The 17,964-nt window shown below is 45.9% G+C and carries 11 protein-coding genes; 10 read left to right on the top strand and 1 reads right to left on the bottom strand.

Going from position 1 to position 17,964, the window contains the following annotated elements; all coding sequences use genetic code 11:
• The first annotated feature begins 3 nt into the window (after positions 1–3).
• The 10 genes from hrpB (at position 4) to L3V27_RS17950 (ending at position 16,330) form a co-directional block, all read left to right on the top strand.
• Positions 4–2,472: an ATP-dependent helicase HrpB gene (gene hrpB, locus L3V27_RS17905; protein WP_237312438.1), complete on the top strand. Its 2,469-nt coding sequence runs from the start codon at positions 4–6 to the stop codon at positions 2,470–2,472.
• Complete coding sequence (mrcB, locus tag L3V27_RS17910; protein WP_237312440.1) at positions 2,465–4,837, top strand: penicillin-binding protein 1B; 2,373 nt, start codon at positions 2,465–2,467, stop codon at positions 4,835–4,837. Before hrpB ends, mrcB begins: the two co-directional genes overlap by 8 nt.
• Before the next feature lie 122 nt (positions 4,838–4,959).
• Positions 4,960–7,290, top strand: coding sequence for a patatin-like phospholipase family protein (locus tag L3V27_RS17915; RefSeq protein WP_225462031.1), 2,331 nt, complete (start codon positions 4,960–4,962; stop codon positions 7,288–7,290).
• Between the two features lie 268 nt (positions 7,291–7,558).
• Positions 7,559–10,156: a bifunctional aconitate hydratase 2/2-methylisocitrate dehydratase gene (gene acnB, locus L3V27_RS17920; protein WP_012841427.1), complete on the top strand. Its 2,598-nt coding sequence runs from the start codon at positions 7,559–7,561 to the stop codon at positions 10,154–10,156.
• Positions 10,157–10,255: 99 nt separating this feature from the next.
• The gene (locus L3V27_RS17925) at positions 10,256–10,624 is read left to right on the top strand and encodes a YacL family protein (RefSeq protein WP_012841428.1); all 369 of its coding nucleotides are present in this window, start codon (positions 10,256–10,258) and stop codon (positions 10,622–10,624) included.
• A gap of 188 nt (positions 10,625–10,812) precedes the next feature.
• Positions 10,813–11,151 carry a P-II family nitrogen regulator gene (locus L3V27_RS17930; RefSeq protein WP_005396729.1) on the top strand — a complete coding sequence of 113 codons (339 nt, stop codon included), beginning with the start codon at positions 10,813–10,815 and terminating at the stop codon, positions 11,149–11,151.
• A gap of 27 nt (positions 11,152–11,178) precedes the next feature.
• Positions 11,179–12,408 (top strand): ammonium transporter, encoded by a 1,230-nt coding sequence (locus L3V27_RS17935; RefSeq protein ID WP_046875065.1) that lies wholly within the window; start codon positions 11,179–11,181, stop codon positions 12,406–12,408.
• A 152-nt stretch (positions 12,409–12,560) separates the two neighbouring features.
• Positions 12,561–13,574, top strand: a complete 1,014-nt coding sequence (locus L3V27_RS17940; RefSeq protein ID WP_005386566.1) for a Fe(3+) ABC transporter substrate-binding protein — start codon at positions 12,561–12,563, stop codon at positions 13,572–13,574.
• 99 nt (positions 13,575–13,673) lie between these two features.
• The gene (locus L3V27_RS17945) at positions 13,674–15,299 is read left to right on the top strand and encodes an iron ABC transporter permease (protein ID WP_237312442.1); all 1,626 of its coding nucleotides are present in this window, start codon (positions 13,674–13,676) and stop codon (positions 15,297–15,299) included.
• Positions 15,299–16,330 carry an ABC transporter ATP-binding protein gene (locus L3V27_RS17950; RefSeq protein ID WP_005396732.1) on the top strand — a complete coding sequence of 344 codons (1,032 nt, stop codon included), beginning with the start codon at positions 15,299–15,301 and terminating at the stop codon, positions 16,328–16,330. Before L3V27_RS17945 ends, L3V27_RS17950 begins: the two co-directional genes overlap by 1 nt.
• Before the next feature lie 150 nt (positions 16,331–16,480).
• Here the strand turns inward: L3V27_RS17950 and L3V27_RS17955 are convergent, their stop codons facing one another.
• Positions 16,481–17,893 carry a phosphoglucomutase/phosphomannomutase family protein gene (locus L3V27_RS17955; protein WP_005396733.1) on the bottom strand — a complete coding sequence of 471 codons (1,413 nt, stop codon included), beginning with the start codon at positions 17,891–17,893 and terminating at the stop codon, positions 16,481–16,483.
• Between the last annotated feature and the right edge of the window lie 71 nt (positions 17,894–17,964).

Below are 17,964 nucleotides of genomic sequence, written 5' to 3' on the forward strand. Positions count from 1 at the left end.
CCTTTGTCACAATTGCCGATTGAAGCCGTGATGCCTGAGTTGCTGACGGCGGTCAAAAATCAACATCAAGTGATCTTAAAAGCGGCGCCTGGTGCCGGTAAGTCGACTTACTTCCCTTTGCAGTTACTCTTAAATCATTCGGTTGCTGGCAAAATCATCATGCTCGAACCAAGACGACTCGCGGCGCGTAACATTGCCCGTTATCTTGCTGAGCAATTAGGAGAGCAAGTAGGTCAACGCGTGGGTTATCGAGTTCGTGGCGAGGCAAAGGTAAGTTCTGCAACGCAGTTGGAGATCGTGACTGAAGGGATCATGACTCGGATGATTCAAACTGACCCTGAACTGGATGGTGTTGATCTCATGATCTTTGATGAGTTTCATGAACGCAGCATTCATGCCGATACCGCTTTGGCATTCAGTTTAGAAGTTCAAGAGGCATTGCGAGACGATCTCAAGCTGGTGGTAATGTCGGCAACGCTTGATCAACAAGCCTTACAGTCGTTGTTGCCGGAAGCCAGTTACATTGAATCAGAAGGACGCAGTCTCGACGTAGACATGCGTTACCAACCGTTAGGTGTGAATGATCATTTACCTACGAGTATGGCAAAAACAATAGAAAGTCTTATGAACAAAGAGTCCGGCTCTTTGTTGGCTTTCCTACCGGGCGTTGGGGCCATTAAACAAGTCGAAGAACGTTTATCTCATTTGGCGGATGATATTGAAGTGTGTCCGCTTTATGGGCAACTGAGCTTTACTGAGCAACAAAAAGCCATCACGCCGGCAGAACACGGCAAGCGTAAAGTCGTACTCGCGACCAACATCGCAGAAACTTCACTGACGATTGAAGGCATTCGCCTTGTGGTTGATTCTGGGTTAGAGCGTATTGCCCGGTTTGATTTGAAAAACGGTTTAACACGTTTAGAGCAAACACGCATTGCACAGTCTTCAGCGATTCAGCGTGCAGGACGAGCGGGACGAATAGAAGAGGGCATTTGCGTTCGCCTCTATTCTGAAAGTCAGTTCAAGCAGCAACCTCTGGTTCCCCAGCCCGAAATTTTGCATTCCGATTTGGCTAGTTTAGTTATGGAGCTCGCATTTTGGGGAGCGAGTGATATCAACGATCTCAAGTGGCTTGATGTTCCCGCTAATGCGTCATTGGAACAAGCGAAGCAGCTATTGGTGTCATTGGGACTACTGACGGAAAAAGGGCAATTAACGTCCGAAGGAAAACAGGCGCATGAACTAGGCGTTGAGCCTCGTGCGGCTGCGATGCTAATTAAAGCGCAATCTTACAGTGATAAGATGTTAAATGCTGCTTTGGCGGCGGTCGCACTGATTGAAGAGCCAGAAAGAAACGTCACCAATATCGCTCATAGTTTGCATCGTTGGCTTGTTGGTACTCATCCAAAAAAGTCGATGTTGTTCAAGCGTGCTCAATCTCTGGCGTACAAATTAGATACGGTATTTGACCTGAAAGGCGTGGATGAAGAGGCATTACCGCTGGTGTTAAGTTTGGCATTTCCAGATCGCATTGCGCAGCAGCGCACAAATCAATTTGGGCGATTTACTTTGGCTAATGGTCATGGTGCAGAATGTCGTCAGGAAGACATGCTAGGTGGCTGTGAGTATTTGGTTGCCGTTGACTTAATGCGTTCTAATTCTAACTCCAGTCAAATTCATTCGGCATGTGAATTGGATGTCAATATATTGCGAGCGACCTTTGAAGCGCTATTTTCGTCTGAAGAAGTTGTAGACTGGGATGAAAAAAGAGGGCGTCTAATGGCTGAGAGACAAACAAAACTCGGTCAGCTGGTGGTTGAACGCGAGCCGTTGCCAAGCCCTGGCAAAGAAAAAATGACACAAGCTTTACTCACGTATGTCCGCCGCCAGGGCTTACAGAGTCTAAACTGGACATCGGCAGCGGAGAGCTTGTTGGCTCGGATTCGTTGTGCGGTGGAATGGTTACCCGAGCAATCATGGCCAATGTTTGATGAAGCCAGTTTGTTGGATTCATTAGAAGAGTGGTTAGAGCCGTACATGACGTCCGTCAGTTCGGTTAACGATTTGAGCAAGATAAACTTGGTCGAAGCGCTGAACGCTCGATTAGGTTGGCCACTCAATCAACAGCTGGATGAATGGTTACCAGATCATTACCAACTGCCGACAGGTTCAAAGAAGCGTATCCGTTACCAGTATGGCCATGAGCCGAAACTATCGGTGCGTATGCAAGAGGTATTTGGTGAGAGTGGCTCTCCTACGGTAGCACTTGGTCGTAAGCGTTTGGTGCTTGAACTGCTTTCGCCGGCACAACGTCCGCTGCAAGTGACGTCTGACTTGGCGGCTTTCTGGAACGGAAGCTATAAAGACGTTCAAAAAGAGATGAAAGGGCGCTACCCAAAACACGTTTGGCCAGATGACCCTGCCAATCATGTAGCAACTACGAAAACAAAAAGACAATTGAATAATGACTAACAGCAAGAAGCCTAGCGCGAAAAAAGCGCCAGCGAAGAAAAGTACAACCAATAAAGGAACGACAAAACAGACTCGACGCACACCGAGTAAAAAGCCGGCTAACGAGAAACGTTCGTGGCTGAAAGTTTTGTGGTCATTTAGCTGGAAAGCCGGTGTTGCGCTTGCCGCTGTTTTGCTGTTTGTGGGTATTTATTTAGATAGTGTTGTGAAAGAGCGCTTTGAAGGCCAGCTGTTTGAACTGCCAACGGTGGTTTATGCTCGCATCTTGAACTTAAATCCGGGTGAAAATATCACCATTCAAGAACTTCGTAACGAGCTGGATGTACTGAGTTACCGTAAGGTAAGTCAGCCTCGCTATCCTGGTGAGTACTCTTCTTCTTCCACTCGTATTGAGCTGATCCGTCGTCCATTTGAATTTGCCGATGGTCCTGAACCGGATCGTCACGTGATGCTCCATTTTTCAGATTCTGGCTTACAGCGTATTCAGTCTTTAGAGTCCCGAGGCGATCTTGGTTACTTACGCTTAGAGCCTAAGATGTTGGGTATGCTGGAGAAAGATCAAGATGAGCAGCGTCTGTTCTTGCGTCGTGATCAGTTCCCAGAAATTTTAGTTGATGCACTGCTTGCGACCGAAGACCGGGATTTTTATCAACACGATGGGGTGTCTCCACTCGCGATTGCACGAGCAATGGTTGCAAACATTAAAGCGGGTCGTACTGTTCAAGGCGGTAGTACGCTAACTCAGCAGTTGGCGAAAAACCTGTTTTTGACCCGTGATAAGACGCTGTGGCGCAAAGTTAGAGAAGCGTATATTGCGTTAATTTTGGATTACCGTTACAGCAAAGATCGTATTTTGGAAGCCTACCTTAACGAAGTGTATCTAGGGCAAAGTGGTGGTGAAGCGATCCACGGGTTTGGCTTGGCATCGCGTTATTACTTTGGACAACCGATCCAAGAGCTGCGAATCGATCAACTGGCGATGTTAGTTGGGATGGTAAAAGGACCGTCTTACTACAACCCAATTCGTTACCCCGAGCGCACGAAAGAGCGCCGCGATCTTGTATTACGTTTGTTGATGCAGCAAAACATGCTGACTTCAGAGCAGTATGAGCAAGCCGTCAGTCGTTCGCTTGATACGCAGAGCAAACCACGTATCGCGAGCCGTCAGCCCGCTTATTTCCAGCAATTGAGCATTGAATTGAAAGAAAAAGTGGGGGAGCGATTTAAAGCGGAAACCGGACTGCGCGTGTTTACGTCTCTGGATCCGGTATCGCAAAGCAAAATGGAGCAAGCCATCGCGAAAAAGATCCCGGAGCTAGCGAAACGAGGCGGTAAAGAATTAGAAGCCGCTGCAGTCGCGGTTGATCGCCATAGTGGTGAAATCCGTGCCATGGTTGGCGGTAAACGTGTTGGTTATGAAGGTTTTAACCGCGCGCTCAATGCCAGTCGTCCAATTGGTTCTTTAGTTAAACCAGCGATTTACTTGACGGCTTTAGAACAACCGGAAAAATATAACCTAGGCACGACGCTACACGACACGCCGCTAAGCCTGAAAAGCAGTAAAGGTAATGTATGGACACCGCGTAACTACGACCGAAAATATCGTGGTGATGTGCCACTCTACATTGCTTTAGCGAAGTCACTCAACGTGCCAACTGTGCGCTTAGGCATGGCGCTTGGTATCCCAGAAGTATCCAATACTTTAGAACGTTTGGGCGTCAACAAAGACGAAATCCGCCCAGTGCCTTCGATGTTTTTGGGCTCGTTTTCTTTGACGCCGTTTGAAGTCGCGCAGATGTATCAGACACTGACGAACTCAGGCAAACGTGCGAAACTGACCGCTCTGCGTTCAGTGATGGATATGGAAGGTAATGTGCTTTATCAATCCTTGCCTCGTTCATCAAGAGCCGTGGATGAGCAAGCAGCATGGCTAACGACCTACGCGATGAAACAGGGGGTTGCTCAAGGTACAGGCCGCTTCTTACAAAGCCAGTTTGGTTGGGCTGCACTGGCAGGAAAAACGGGTACCAGTAACGATAACCGCGATAGCTGGTTTGTCGGTGTTGATGGCCGTGAAGTGACGACAATTTGGCTAGGCCGCGACGATAACAAACCGGTTCATCTAACGGGATCGAGCGGTGCATTACGAGTGTACGCAGAGTATTTGAAGCAACGCATTCCTGAGCGTTTAGAGCTTCCATGGCCAAGAGAGATCACCACGTTAGGATTTAGGCCGACATCAGATGGTGGTTTAGAAATGAACTGTCGTAGTGATTATAAACTGCCAGTTTGGGATAAAACGGGTCAAATAAAGCAGCAGTGTGAGAAGAAATCAAACTGGCTTAACAGCTTATTTGATTGGTAGCATCGCCAAATCAACAACATTAGCTTGTCTCTCTGGTCAATTCTTAGTACATATTAGGGCGTGTTAGTGCGGTGCTGCTAGCACGCCCTACTTGATAAGAAATTCAACAAAGGAAGAAGTGAATGTTCAAAAAGCTGTTATCAAGCCCGTCGACTCGCCATTTCGCGCTTTGGGTTAGTGCCTTTTTGATCACCACTCCTTCAGTTTCCCTCGCCAACTCTCTAGCAAAAACGGATGACGTGGAGCCTCGTCCAAAGGTGGCAGTTGTGCTCGCCGGTGGCGGAGCAAAAGGCGCTGCGCATATCGGCGTCCTCAAAGCGTTAGAAGAGATGCAGATCCCGGTCGATATCGTAACGGGCACCAGTATGGGCGCTTATGTTGGTGGTCTCTATGCAACGGGGATGAGCGCTGATGAAATTGAAAGTTTTATCTACACCGTCGATTGGAGCAGTGGTTATCGAGATCGTGTCGACCGTAGTCAACGCCGAGTTCGTGATAAAGAGTATGAAGACCGCTATCAAATTAACACTGACCTCGGCTTAAGATTTGGTGAGGTTCGTGCCCCAACGGGTGTCGTGCAAGGCCAGAACATGTTGCGCGTATTGCGTGAGACTACAGGGAACTTAGGGCGATTCGATTCTTTTGATGATCTTGCCATTCCTTATCGCTCTGTGGCGACAGATATTCTTGCGCTAGAGGAAGTGGTTCTTGGCAATGGCTACCTTGTGGACGCCATGATGGCTAGCATGTCTGTACCAGGAGCGCTTCCTCCCTATAAGCTCAATGGCCATATGCTTGTCGATGGCGGCGTGGTCAATAACATGCCTGTCGATGTGGCTCGCGCCATGGGGGCTGATGTTGTTATTGCTGTCGATATTAGCACCGACTACAAAACCGAAGATGAGTTTACCGGGCTGTTTACTGTAGCGGATCAACTTTCTAATTACCTAGTTCGTCGCAGTACGCAACAGCAAGTGGACGAGCTTGAACCACAAGATATTTATATTCGTCCCAATGTGGGCACCATGGAAACGGTCGAGTTCGACAAAATGCCTTGGGCTTTTCAAGCGGGCTACGATATTACCAAGCAGCTTGAAGATAAGCTGCTTGGTCTAAGTTTATCGAACGCAGAATACCAAAAGTACATTGATCACAAGCAAGAGGTACGTAAGACGCTGGTTTACGGTGATAAACGCATTGTTGATGACATTGTGATAGTGAATAACACCCACTACAGTGATGTATTACTTACCAACCGTATCCAATTGAAAACAGGTCGTCGTATTCCAACGGCTGAAATAGAAAAAGCCGTTGAAAATCTCTATGCGTTGGATCGTTTTGAGTTAATCACTTACCACTTTGAAGATGTTGATGGTAAGACATTGTTGGTTTTTGATGTTAACGAAAAGTCGTGGGGGCCGAATTACGTTAACTTTCGATTTTTCCTTGAAGATGACTTCGATACGGATAGCCAATACGGCATCGGTATGTCGACCAATTTTACTAATTTAAACTCGCATGGTGCAGAGTTGGCGTTCAACGTAGAAATGGGCACGGATAAGCTGATAGAAGCTGAGTTGTATTCGCCTGTTTTATCTAGCCAAACGCTTTTTGTTGCTGGCCGTGTTGGATACAGCAGTGAAGATAGAAACTTACCTTTTAGCGAGTTTGAAAACCCGGACCTCAGCTCAGTTAACGACTTCTTACCCGTTTCCTATAATGACTTTGCTTCAGAACTGGCGATTGGCATTCAACCTACGTTATGGCAAGAGTTGCGCCTTGGTGCTCGTTACTCTACAGGAGATATTGAGCTGTCTACCTTGGCCTCGGCAGGGCAGCTAGACTTCGAGCGCAAAGGTATATTTGCGAGCTATCGACTCGATACGCTTGATGATTTTGCATTTCCTACTCGCGGACTGCTGGTCGATCTTGAATATTTCGTATCCCATGACAAGAGTCCGGAAGGCATCACTCTACTCAATACGGAAAAGATGATTGAAGATACCGTGTATGAAATCTCCGCGCGATTCAAAGGTGCGGTCAGTCATCAGCGTCATACTTTAGTCGGACATGCAGAATATAGCTTTGTAGAAAGTAAAAACTCATCGGTTCCGCTTGATCCGAGAGAGTTAGGCGGCTTTTTAAACCTATCTGGTATCCCAAGAAATAGCTTGATTGGACAGAACCTGTTTTTTAGTAGCTTGGTGTACCGTTACAAATGGTTCGACAATGACTTTGGACTATTTGAAGCGCCAGTCTACCTAGGTGCATCAGTGGAATACGGTGGAGTGTGGTCAGATAATGATCTGAAGCTGAATGAAGCGCCACTTTACAATGCTGGCTCTATTTTCTTTGGTGTTGACTCGCCAATCGGGCCAATTATGTTGGCTTATGGTCGTACTGAGCAGGATATGGATGCTGTGTATTTGATCGTAGGAACGTCGTTTAATTAACCGGGTATAAGAAAGCAAAAACTTGGCATATTTGGTCAAAATTAGCAGAACTTTAGTCGTAAGTTGCTATGTTGGTCAAAATGATAAGATTTTAATTTAAGGTTAAATTTGCTATTATTTTGCCCACAGTTTGGCCTCTACGGCGCTGTTTCTCAATCATAATTGAATGAAAACAAGGGCAATGGAGAGCCAAGTTTCCAAGGATGTTCACTCCTTTACTTTAACAATAGTAATAATAGAGGAGGAACCGCAATGAGAGGAAAAAGTCGTGCTTGAAGCCTACCGTAAACACGTCGAAGAGCGTGCTGCTGAAGGAGTTGTTCCTAAACCGCTAGACGCAGAACAAGTTGCTGGACTTGTAGAACTTCTGAAAAATCCCCCGCAAGGTGAAGAAGAGTTCATTCTTGACCTACTTGAAAACCGCATCCCACCAGGTGTAGATGAAGCCGCTTATGTTAAAGCGGGTTTCCTAACAGCAGTAGCAAAAGGTGAAGTTAAATCACCATTAGTGAGTCGTGAAAAAGCGGCTGAACTGCTAGGCACTATGCAAGGTGGTTACAACATCGAGCCGCTAGTTGAGCTACTTGATGACGAAGCACTGGCAGAGATTGCTGTAGAAGCACTGTCTCATACACTTCTGATGTTTGATGCTTTCTATGATGTAGAAGAGAAAGCAAAAGCAGGCAATGCGCATGCACAGAAAGTACTTCAGTCATGGGCTGATGCTGAGTGGTTCCTTTCTAAGCCTAAGCTTGAAGAAAAAGTCACTCTAACTGTATTTAAAGTAACAGGTGAAACGAACACGGATGACCTTTCACCTGCACCTGATGCTTGGTCTCGTCCTGATATCCCAGTGCACGCACTTGCGATGCTGAAGAACGAGCGTGAAGGCATCAATCCTGATCAACCGGGCAATATTGGTCCGATCAAGCAAATTGAAGAATTGAAAGAAAAAGGTCACCAATTGGTTTACGTTGGTGATGTTGTTGGTACTGGTTCTTCACGTAAATCTGCAACCAACTCAGTACTTTGGTTCATGGGAGATGATATCCCTTACGTTCCAAACAAACGTGCTGGTGGTTATGTGCTTGGTGGTAAAATTGCACCTATCTTCTTCAACACAATGGAAGATGCGGGCGCACTACCAATTGAAGTCGACGTGACTAAGCTCAACATGGGCGATGTTATCGATGTTTACCCATATGAAGGTAAAGTTTGTAATCACGAAACAGGTGAAGTTTTAGCTGAGTTCTCGCTGAAAACGGAAGTACTGATTGATGAAGTTCGTGCTGGCGGTCGTATCCCATTGATCATCGGTCGTGGTTTGACAGACAAAGCGCGTCAATCGCTAGGTCTTGAGCCTTCGGATGTATTCCGTAAACCTGGTGAAATTGCAGATTCTGGCAAGGGTTACACGCTTGCACAGAAAATGGTTGGTAAAGCGTGTGGCGTAGAAGGCATTCGCCCTGGTACCTACTGTGAGCCGAAGATGACGACAGTAGGCTCGCAAGATACTACCGGCCCTATGACTCGTGATGAACTTAAAGACTTGGCGTGTTTGGGCTTCTCTGCTGACCTTGTCATGCAGTCTTTCTGTCACACCTCTGCGTACCCAAAACCAGTAGACGTAAACACGCATCACACACTTCCGGACTTTATCATGAACCGCGGTGGCGTATCTCTTCGCCCGGGTGACGGTATTATCCACTCATGGCTAAACCGTATGCTACTGCCGGATACTGTCGGTACTGGTGGTGACTCGCATACTCGTTTCCCTCTAGGTATTTCATTCCCAGCAGGTTCGGGTTTGGTTGCCTTTGCTGCTGCGACAGGCGTTATGCCACTAGATATGCCTGAGTCAATCTTGGTTCGCTTTAAAGGTGAAATGCAACCGGGTATCACACTGCGTGACCTTGTTCATGCCATCCCTTACTACGCGATTCAGCAAGGTCTACTAACAGTAGAGAAAGCGGGCAAGATCAACGAATTCTCTGGCCGTATCCTTGAGATTGAAGGCCTAGAAACGCTAACGGTTGAGCAAGCATTTGAGCTGTCTGATGCTTCTGCTGAGCGTTCGGCGGCAGGTTGTACTGTGAAACTGTCGCAAGAGTCGATCGAAGAGTACCTAAACTCTAACATCGTGATGCTGAAGTGGATGATCTCTGAAGGTTATGGTGACCGCCGTACTATCGAACGTCGTATTACAGCGATGGAAGAGTGGCTAGCAAATCCTGAGCTGATGCAAGCTGATAAAGACGCTGAATACGCACATGTTATTGAAATCGATATGGCTGAAATCAATGAGCCAGTACTATGTGCACCGAATGATCCGGATGACGCTCGCTTGTTGTCTGAAGTACAAGGCACAGCGATTGATGAAGTGTTCATCGGTTCTTGTATGACGAACATCGGTCACTTCCGCGCTGCTGGTAAGCTGCTAGATAAGTTCAACGGACAGCTTGCAACTCGTCTATGGATCGCTCCGCCAACGAAGATGGACAAGGATCAGCTAACGGAAGAGGGTTATTACGGTATCTTTGGCCGTGCTGGGGTTCGAATCGAAACACCAGGATGTTCACTGTGTATGGGTAACCAAGCGCGTGTTGCAGACAAATCAACAGTGATGTCGACCTCAACGCGTAACTTCCCGAACCGTCTAGGTACTGGTGCGAATGTTTACCTGTCGTCTGCGGAACTAGCTGCCGTAGGTGCAATCCTTGGTAAGATTCCAACCAAAGAAGAGTACTTGGAGTATGCGAAGCAAATTGATGCAACCGCTACAGATACTTACCGCTACTTGAACTTCCATAAAATGGATCAGTACACCAAGAAAGCGGATGAAGTGATCTTCCAAGAGCCTGCATAAGTTTAACTGCACAATTAAAAAGCACCTCAAACGAGGTGCTTTTTTTATGGGCGCAATTCGCTATACTCCGCACCAAATTGATACGAAAAGGCAATCTCGATGGAATTTGAATTCATCCGTAACACGTTGATGGGCGAGTACTACGTAAAATGCAGCATGGGGCATGAGATTGTTGGGCGCTGGCTACAAGAAGAAATTGGCAAAGATCCTATGAAGATTGCTCAGGTTGAAAAGCTAATTGAGCAGTCATTTTCAGCGCCTTCTCAAGAGCATAACCTAACAGGTACAGAAATTAGCTTGATGATTCAGGGCGATGAAGTCCTAGTGCAAGAAAACGCATTGGCCCATGACCATGATGTTGAGATGGAAAGTGAATTCGATTTCTACAATGCAGAAAGTACAGCAAGCTGTGGAATAGAGGACTTCATGATTCTTATCGAGCGATGGAAAGACTTTTTGAACATTTAGTGCACAGTTTTGGGTAACTTTCCTTCTGTTGCTTTAAATTTGTGAAAAGGGCGCACCGATATGGTGCGCCCTTTTTGTTTATAGATATGTAAATTGACGTTAGTTTTTATTATTCAATGACTTAAAAACTTGGCACGTAGATTGGATTATTAGAAGTGTTTCAGGATGAAAGCTTCGGAGAGAATTGAATGAAAATAATCAATGCCATTATTAAGCCGTTTAAATTAGACGATGTGCGAGAAGCATTGGCTAACGTCGGTATCGAAGGGATGACGGTATCAGAAGTTAAAGGGTTTGGTCGTCAAAAAGGCCACACGGAACTGTATCGCGGCGCTGAGTATCAGGTCGATTTCCTACCAAAAGTGAAAATTGAAATCGCTACTCACGCGGATAATGTTGAGCGAGTGGTTGAAGCGATTACAAAAGCTGCGCAAACAGGAAAGATTGGTGACGGTAAAATTTTTGTCTACGACCTGAACCAAGCGGTGCGTATCCGAACGGGCGAAATGGACGCAGAAGCACTTTAAGAATTCAAGGGATTGGAGAAACTTATTATGGAATTAACAACAACAGTAACCGAGTTACGTTACGCACTTGACACCTTTTTCTTCCTCATTTCCGGTGCGTTGGTAATGTGGATGGCAGCTGGTTTTGCGATGCTAGAGGCTGGTCTTGTGCGCTCTAAGAACACAACAGAAATTCTTACGAAGAACATCTGTTTGTACGCAATTGCATGTACGATGTTTCTGATCGTTGGTTACAACATCATGTATGTCGACAACGGAGAAGGAGGCTGGTTACCTTCGTTTGGTGCGCTGATTGGTACTCAAGGTGAAGGGGCTGATCACTCTCTAGAGTCTGATTTCTTCTTCCAAGTCGTCTTCGTTGCAACGGCAATGTCTGTCGTTTCTGGTGCGGTGGCTGAACGTATGAAGCTTTGGTCTTTCTTGGTTTTCTCTGCGATTTTGACCGCATTTATCTACCCAATGGAAGGTTATTGGACATGGGGCGGTGGTTTCCTAGCAGAAGCTGGATTTAGCGACTTTGCAGGTTCAGGTATCGTACATATGGCTGGTGCTTCTGCAGCTCTCGCTGGTGTATTGCTTCTTGGTGCTCGTAAAGGTAAATATGGAAAAAACGGTGAAATCTACCCGATTCCAGGTTCAAACATGCCTTTGGCAACACTAGGTACTTTCATCCTTTGGTTTGGTTGGTTTGGGTTTAACGGTGGTTCTCAGTTGATGGTTTCAGACTTTGAGAACGCAACAGCGGTAGGTCAGATCTTCCTAAACACCAACGCAGCTGCTGCTGCAGGTGCTATTGCGGCGCTATTTGTATGTAAAACGACTTGGGGCAAAGCGGATTTAACGATGATTCTCAATGGTGCGCTAGCTGGCTTGGTTGCTATCACCGCAGATCCTCTATCACCATCGCCATTATATGCAGTTGCTATCGGTGCAGTATCTGGCGCGCTAGTCGTATTCAGCATCATTGGCCTAGATAAACTAAAAATTGATGACCCAGTCGGTGCGATTTCAGTGCATGGTGTTTGTGGCTTCTTTGGTTTGATGGTTGTGCCACTAAGTAACGGCGATGCTACATTCGGTGCGCAGCTTTTAGGTGCAGTCGTTATCTTTGCTTGGGTATTTGGTGCCAGTCTAGTGGTGTGGGCTATCTTGAAAGCAACCGTTGGAATTCGCGTCACGGAAGATGAAGAAATGGAAGGTATGGACATGCATGATTGTGGCGTCGGTGCGTACCCAGAATTTGTCACTGTGAAGTAATCAATAGCCTGTAATAAATAGTTACACTCTCAACATTAAAAAACCTGCTCCGATGAGCAGGTTTTTTAATATTTGTCATTGTCTTCTTATTGAACATACATATAATAACGCAACTGATAAACGTTATCATTAGCATGGTAAAGGATTAAACAATGAAAAAACTGCTAACTCTTTCAGCATTAACTTGCGCAACCTTAGCTCCAACAGCAATGGCTGCTGAAGAAGTGAACGTCTACTCTTACCGTCAACCTTTCCTAGTTGAACCTATGTTCAACGAGTTCACTAAAGAAACTGGCATCAAAGTAAACGTAAAATTTGCTAAAAAAGGCTTAGCAGAAAAGCTAGCTCAAGAAGGCGAGTACAGCCCAGCTGACGTTATCCTTACGACAGACATCAGTCGTCTAGCTGAACTGACAAACAAAGGTTTAGTTCAGAAAGTAGATAGCAAAATCATTGAAGAAAACGTACCAGCTCAATACCAAGATAAAGAGAATGAGTGGTTTGCCCTAACTCTACGCTCTCGTAGTGTTTACTCTTCACGTGATCGCGTAGGTAAACTAGGCGCAGATTTCAACTATGCAGATCTAGCTAAGCCAGAGTTCAAAGGTAAAATTTGTACTCGTAGCGGTAAGCACCCGTACAACGTTTCTCTAGTTTCAGCAATGATTGCTCACAATGGCGAAGCAGAAACCAAAGAGTGGTTGGAAGGCGTGAAAGCAAACCTTGCTCGCAAACCACAAGGCAACGATCGTGCACAAGTTAAAGCGATCAAAGAAGGTCTATGTGATGTTTCTCTAGGTAACAGCTACTACCTAGGTAAAATGGTTAATGACAAAGAGCAAAAAGCTTGGGCAGATGCAGTTTACATCAACTTCCCTAACCAAGAGACTACAGGTACTCACGTAAACATCTCTGGTATGGCGATGGCGAAGTACTCTCCAAACAAAGACAATGCTGTGAAGCTAATGGAATTCCTAACGGGTGACAAAGCGCAGCAGATGTACGCAGAAGTTAACTACGAGTACCCTGTTAAAGAAGGCGTGAAGCGTTCTGAACTTGTGGAATCTTGGGGTGACTTTAAAGCAGACAAGCTTTCTCTAGACGATATTGCAGCCAACCACGAAGCGGCAATTAAGCTATTAGACGAAGTGAAATTTGACCTTTAATTCCTTGTGGGGGTATAACAGTACCCCCATTTGATTAAAGGATATGAGATGTATTTGCAACAGCATTTGTATTTCATACAGCCTTGCAGTAATTAGGCGATGAAAGATAAACACTCTTTATGGAAAACCAGTAGTGGGGTAATAACTCTGTTACTGGTTTTGCCGATCTTAGCGATCTTCTACACCGCAATTGGTGAAACGGATGATTTGTTTGCCCATTTAATGGCGACAGTCATGCCGACTTATATTTTTAACACGGTTGCGCTCACTATTGGCGTAATGGTGTTGTCCTTAATTCTTGGTATACCAAGCGCTTGGATAATGGCCATGTGTAAACTGCCGACCGAAAAATGGTTGCAGTGGGCATTGGTGCTACCTCTTGCGATGCCAGGTTATATCATTGGTTATATTTTTACTGATTGGTTTGATTTTGCAGGACCGATTCAGATCTTTTTGCGTGATGTAACCGGATGGGGACCTGGCGACTATTGGTTCCCTGATATTCGCACCTTGCCTGGCGCGACCTTTGTGTTGGCTTTAGTGCTGTACCCTTATGTGTATTTGCTGTGTCGAGCTGCATTTATGGAGCAAAATGTCTCTTTGTTGCAAAGCGCGCGTTTGCTCAAATGCTCTCCATGGGAAAGCTTTTGGCGCATCTCGATGCCATTAGTGCGACCTTCTATCGCTGTGGGTTTGTCGCTGGTCGCAATGGAGACTATCGGTGACTTTGGTACTGTAAGTTACTTCGCTGTGAATACGTTAACCACAGCGGTCTACGATACTTGGTTGGGATACTCTAATCTTAATGCTGCAGCCAAGATTTCTGCCATGATGCTCGTCATTGTAGTACTGCTTCTCAGTGCAGAACGCTACAGTCGTCGTAAACAAAAGCTTTTTCAAAGCCAATTTAACAGTCACGAAGATTTTCGTTATGAGTTGACGGGCTGGAAAAAGTGGACCGCGCTGGTTTGGTGTTGGGGCTTGGTTTCGGTCGCGTTTATTTTGCCATTACTACAGCTGATTGATTATGCGATAACTTACTTTGCGCAGAGTTGGACCCCCGAGTTTCGTGAATACGCATGGAATAGTTTGGTCGTGTCGGTTATTGCCGCCATTATTGGTGTTGCTGTCGCACTGATCGTTAACTTTACCCATCGCGTCAATGGCAAGCGCGAAAGCTTGGCATTTATGCGTCTTTCTTCGATGGGGTATGCAGTGCCAGGAACCGTATTAGCGATTGGTGTGATGGTCGCAGTACTGTTTATGGATCACCGCGTCAATGACTTTGCTAAAGCCATGGAATGGGGAAGACCGGGACTTATTTTTTCTGGCTCCATGTTCGCCCTGGTTTTTGCCATGGTTGTGCGCTTTTCAGCGGTGGCGATTGGTAGTATCGAAAGTAATTTAAATAAAATTTCGCCTTCGTTAGATATGGCGTCTCGCACCATGGGTTGTAAGCCTAATGCCATGCTGTGGCGTGTGCACTTTCCACTGGTTAAACGTGGTGCACTGATTGCGGCTCTGTTAGTGTTTATCGAGTCGATGAAAGAGCTCAATGCGGCTCTATTACTTCGTCCATTTAACTTTGAAACACTAGCCACATACGTTTATAACTTCGCCTCGGATGAGCATTTAGAATTGGCCGCTTTGCCTGCGGTTCTGTTGGTTCTTGTTGGGTTGATCCCGCTTGTTGTTGTTAACCGTTCACTGGAGCAAAATCACTGATGAGCTGCGCATTATCAATTAAAAACCTAACTTGCCAATATGATGATCAAACCGTACTCGAATCATTATCTCTTGAGGTGGAACAAGGGCAAATTGTCTGTTTACTAGGTGCAAGTGGTTGCGGAAAAACAACACTATTAAAAGCCGTTGCAGGGCTATTGCCATTAACGTCAGGCGAAATGAGCTTAAATTGCGTCACGATTGATGATGGGGAGAACTGGTTGCCACCAGAACAGCGTAATATCGGGATGATTTTCCAAGATTATGCGCTTTTTCCTCACCTGACGGTGGAGCAAAATATTGCCTTTGGCTTAAAGCATTACTCGACAAAAGAGAAAAATGGCAAAGTTCAAGAGATGCTCGAGCTCGTGCATTTGCAAGGCTATGGCGATCGTTATCCACATCAGTTGTCTGGTGGACAGCAGCAGCGTGTTGCGATTGCTCGCTCATTAGCTTACAGCCCAGACTTATTGTTGCTAGATGAGCCGTTCTCTAATATTGATACGCAAGTTCGCCATGAGCTGATAAGTGAGATCCGTAAGATTTTTAAGGCGCAAGGCGTGACTGCCATTTTTGTTACGCATAGCCGTGAAGAGGCTTTTGCCTTCGCGGATAAAATGGCAGTGATGAACAATGGTGTTATCGAGCAGTATGGTACGGCATCTGAGCTTTACTACCAGCCTTCAAGTAAGTTTGTTGCGGATTTCTTAGGTGGTGGTAGCTATCTGGCCGCTAAACGAGTTTCGGATTCAGAATATGAAACCCACTTGGGTGTGGTTGAAGCCACAGCCCAACAAGAGATCCCAGTGCAGTCTGAATGCTCTTTGTTGCTAAGGCCGCAACATGTGCAAATTCAATCCGATGAAGAGAGCTCAGTAACGGTGCTGGAGCAGCACTTTATGGGCGACCATTGCCGCTACGTGATTGATGCGAATGGCGACCGTTTGTTGGCTACAGCATCGCAGGCATTAAATATTGGTGAGTCTGTTGCTGTGAAAATTGAAACGCAGGGCGTGTTGGCATTCGCATAACGTTACTGGGTACCTTTACTATTCTCTTATGCCTGCCTACACACAATAAAAAAGCCCGGCAGTGATGCCGGGCAAGTATTCTTCCCCTTAGCGACAGCTTGAATTACATGACAAGCGTAGCCGAAGTGCTCGAAGCGGGCACAAGGTCAGTTATAAAGATAAGAAGTCTTTAAACTGTTGAAGAACACGTTCCGCAGTGTCCTTATCTTGCATTTCTGCAAAAATACGCAGTAGTGGCTCAGTACCAGAGAAGCGGGCGATGATCCAACCGCCATTCTTGAAGTAGACTTTCGCACCATCTTCGTAGCTGACTTTTTCGATCTCAAACTCAAACTCAGGCAGTTGTTTTTCAACATATATCTTGTTGAACAGGACTTCTTTTTGCGCTGGTTTGAATTTGCAATCACCTTCTGCCATGTACGCGTAGCCGTACTTACCGTAGATTTCATCTAGCAACTCAGACAATTTCTTGCCTGTTACTGAAATCATTTCAACTAACAAGCTAGACGCGAAGACGCCATCTTTACCTTTGATGTGGCCACGAATGGTTAGGCCGCCAGAGCTTTCCCCACCAATCAGTGAGTCATCCGCTTCCATTTGAGAACTGATGTGCTTAAAGCCTACTGGTACCTCAAAGCATTTTTCACCGTGGTCTTCAGCAATTTTATCGAGAAGATGAGTCGTCGCGATGTTACGTACCACGGAACCTGTCCAACCTTTGTACTCCAATAAGTAATAATAAAGTAGAATCAGGACTTCATTCGGATGAATGAAGTTACCTTTTTCGTCAATAATACCAAGACGGTCCGCATCGCCATCGGTACCGATGCCAATATCGTAACCTTGCTCTTTTACTAGGTGCATCAAACGGTAGAGTGTTGCAGCACTTGGCGAAGGCATTAACCCACCGAAGTCTGGGTTTTTTCCATCGTTAATCACATCAACGTCACAGCGGCCGTTGATTAATACGGTTTGCAGTGCATTTTTTGCGACACCGAACATCGGGTCAATCAAAACGCGTAGGTTGGCTTTTTTGATCGACTCGATATCAATAAAGTTAATTATCGAATCTACGAATTCGTTCATCGGGTTGATAATTTGAATCAGCTTATCTTCAACCGCTTGTTCAAAATCGACACTTTTTACATCTTGTGCAGTGAGCGTATTGATTTGTGATTCGATTTTCTGGGTGATGATTTCATCTGCATCACGACCGCCTTCAATGAAGACTTTAATGCCGTTGTAATCGGCCGGGTTGTGCGATGCCGTAATACATGCCGAGTAAGCGCAGCCCATTTCCTTCGCTTTAAACATTACGATAGGCGTTGGAACAAACTTATCGATAAAGCTAACGACGATGCCGTTTGCTGCTAAAACTTCGGCAAACCAACGGCCAGCTTTGTCAGACAGAAAGCGACGGTCATAGCCAATCACAAAGCCGCGATCAGCAACCGATTCGTTATTCGTGATGTTTGCAACTGCTTGAGCGACCAAACGTACATTATCTTTAGTGAACTCCTCACCGATAAATGCACGCCAACCGCCTGTACCAAATTTGATCATGATTCGATCCTCGATAAGAGCGGCATCCCACCGCCTCTTAAATCTTTGCTAGCGAACCGATGCACTCATCA

It is taken from the genome of Vibrio sp. J2-3(2022) (genome assembly GCF_021725735.1).
Lineage (GTDB): Bacteria > Pseudomonadota > Gammaproteobacteria > Enterobacterales > Vibrionaceae > Vibrio > Vibrio diabolicus.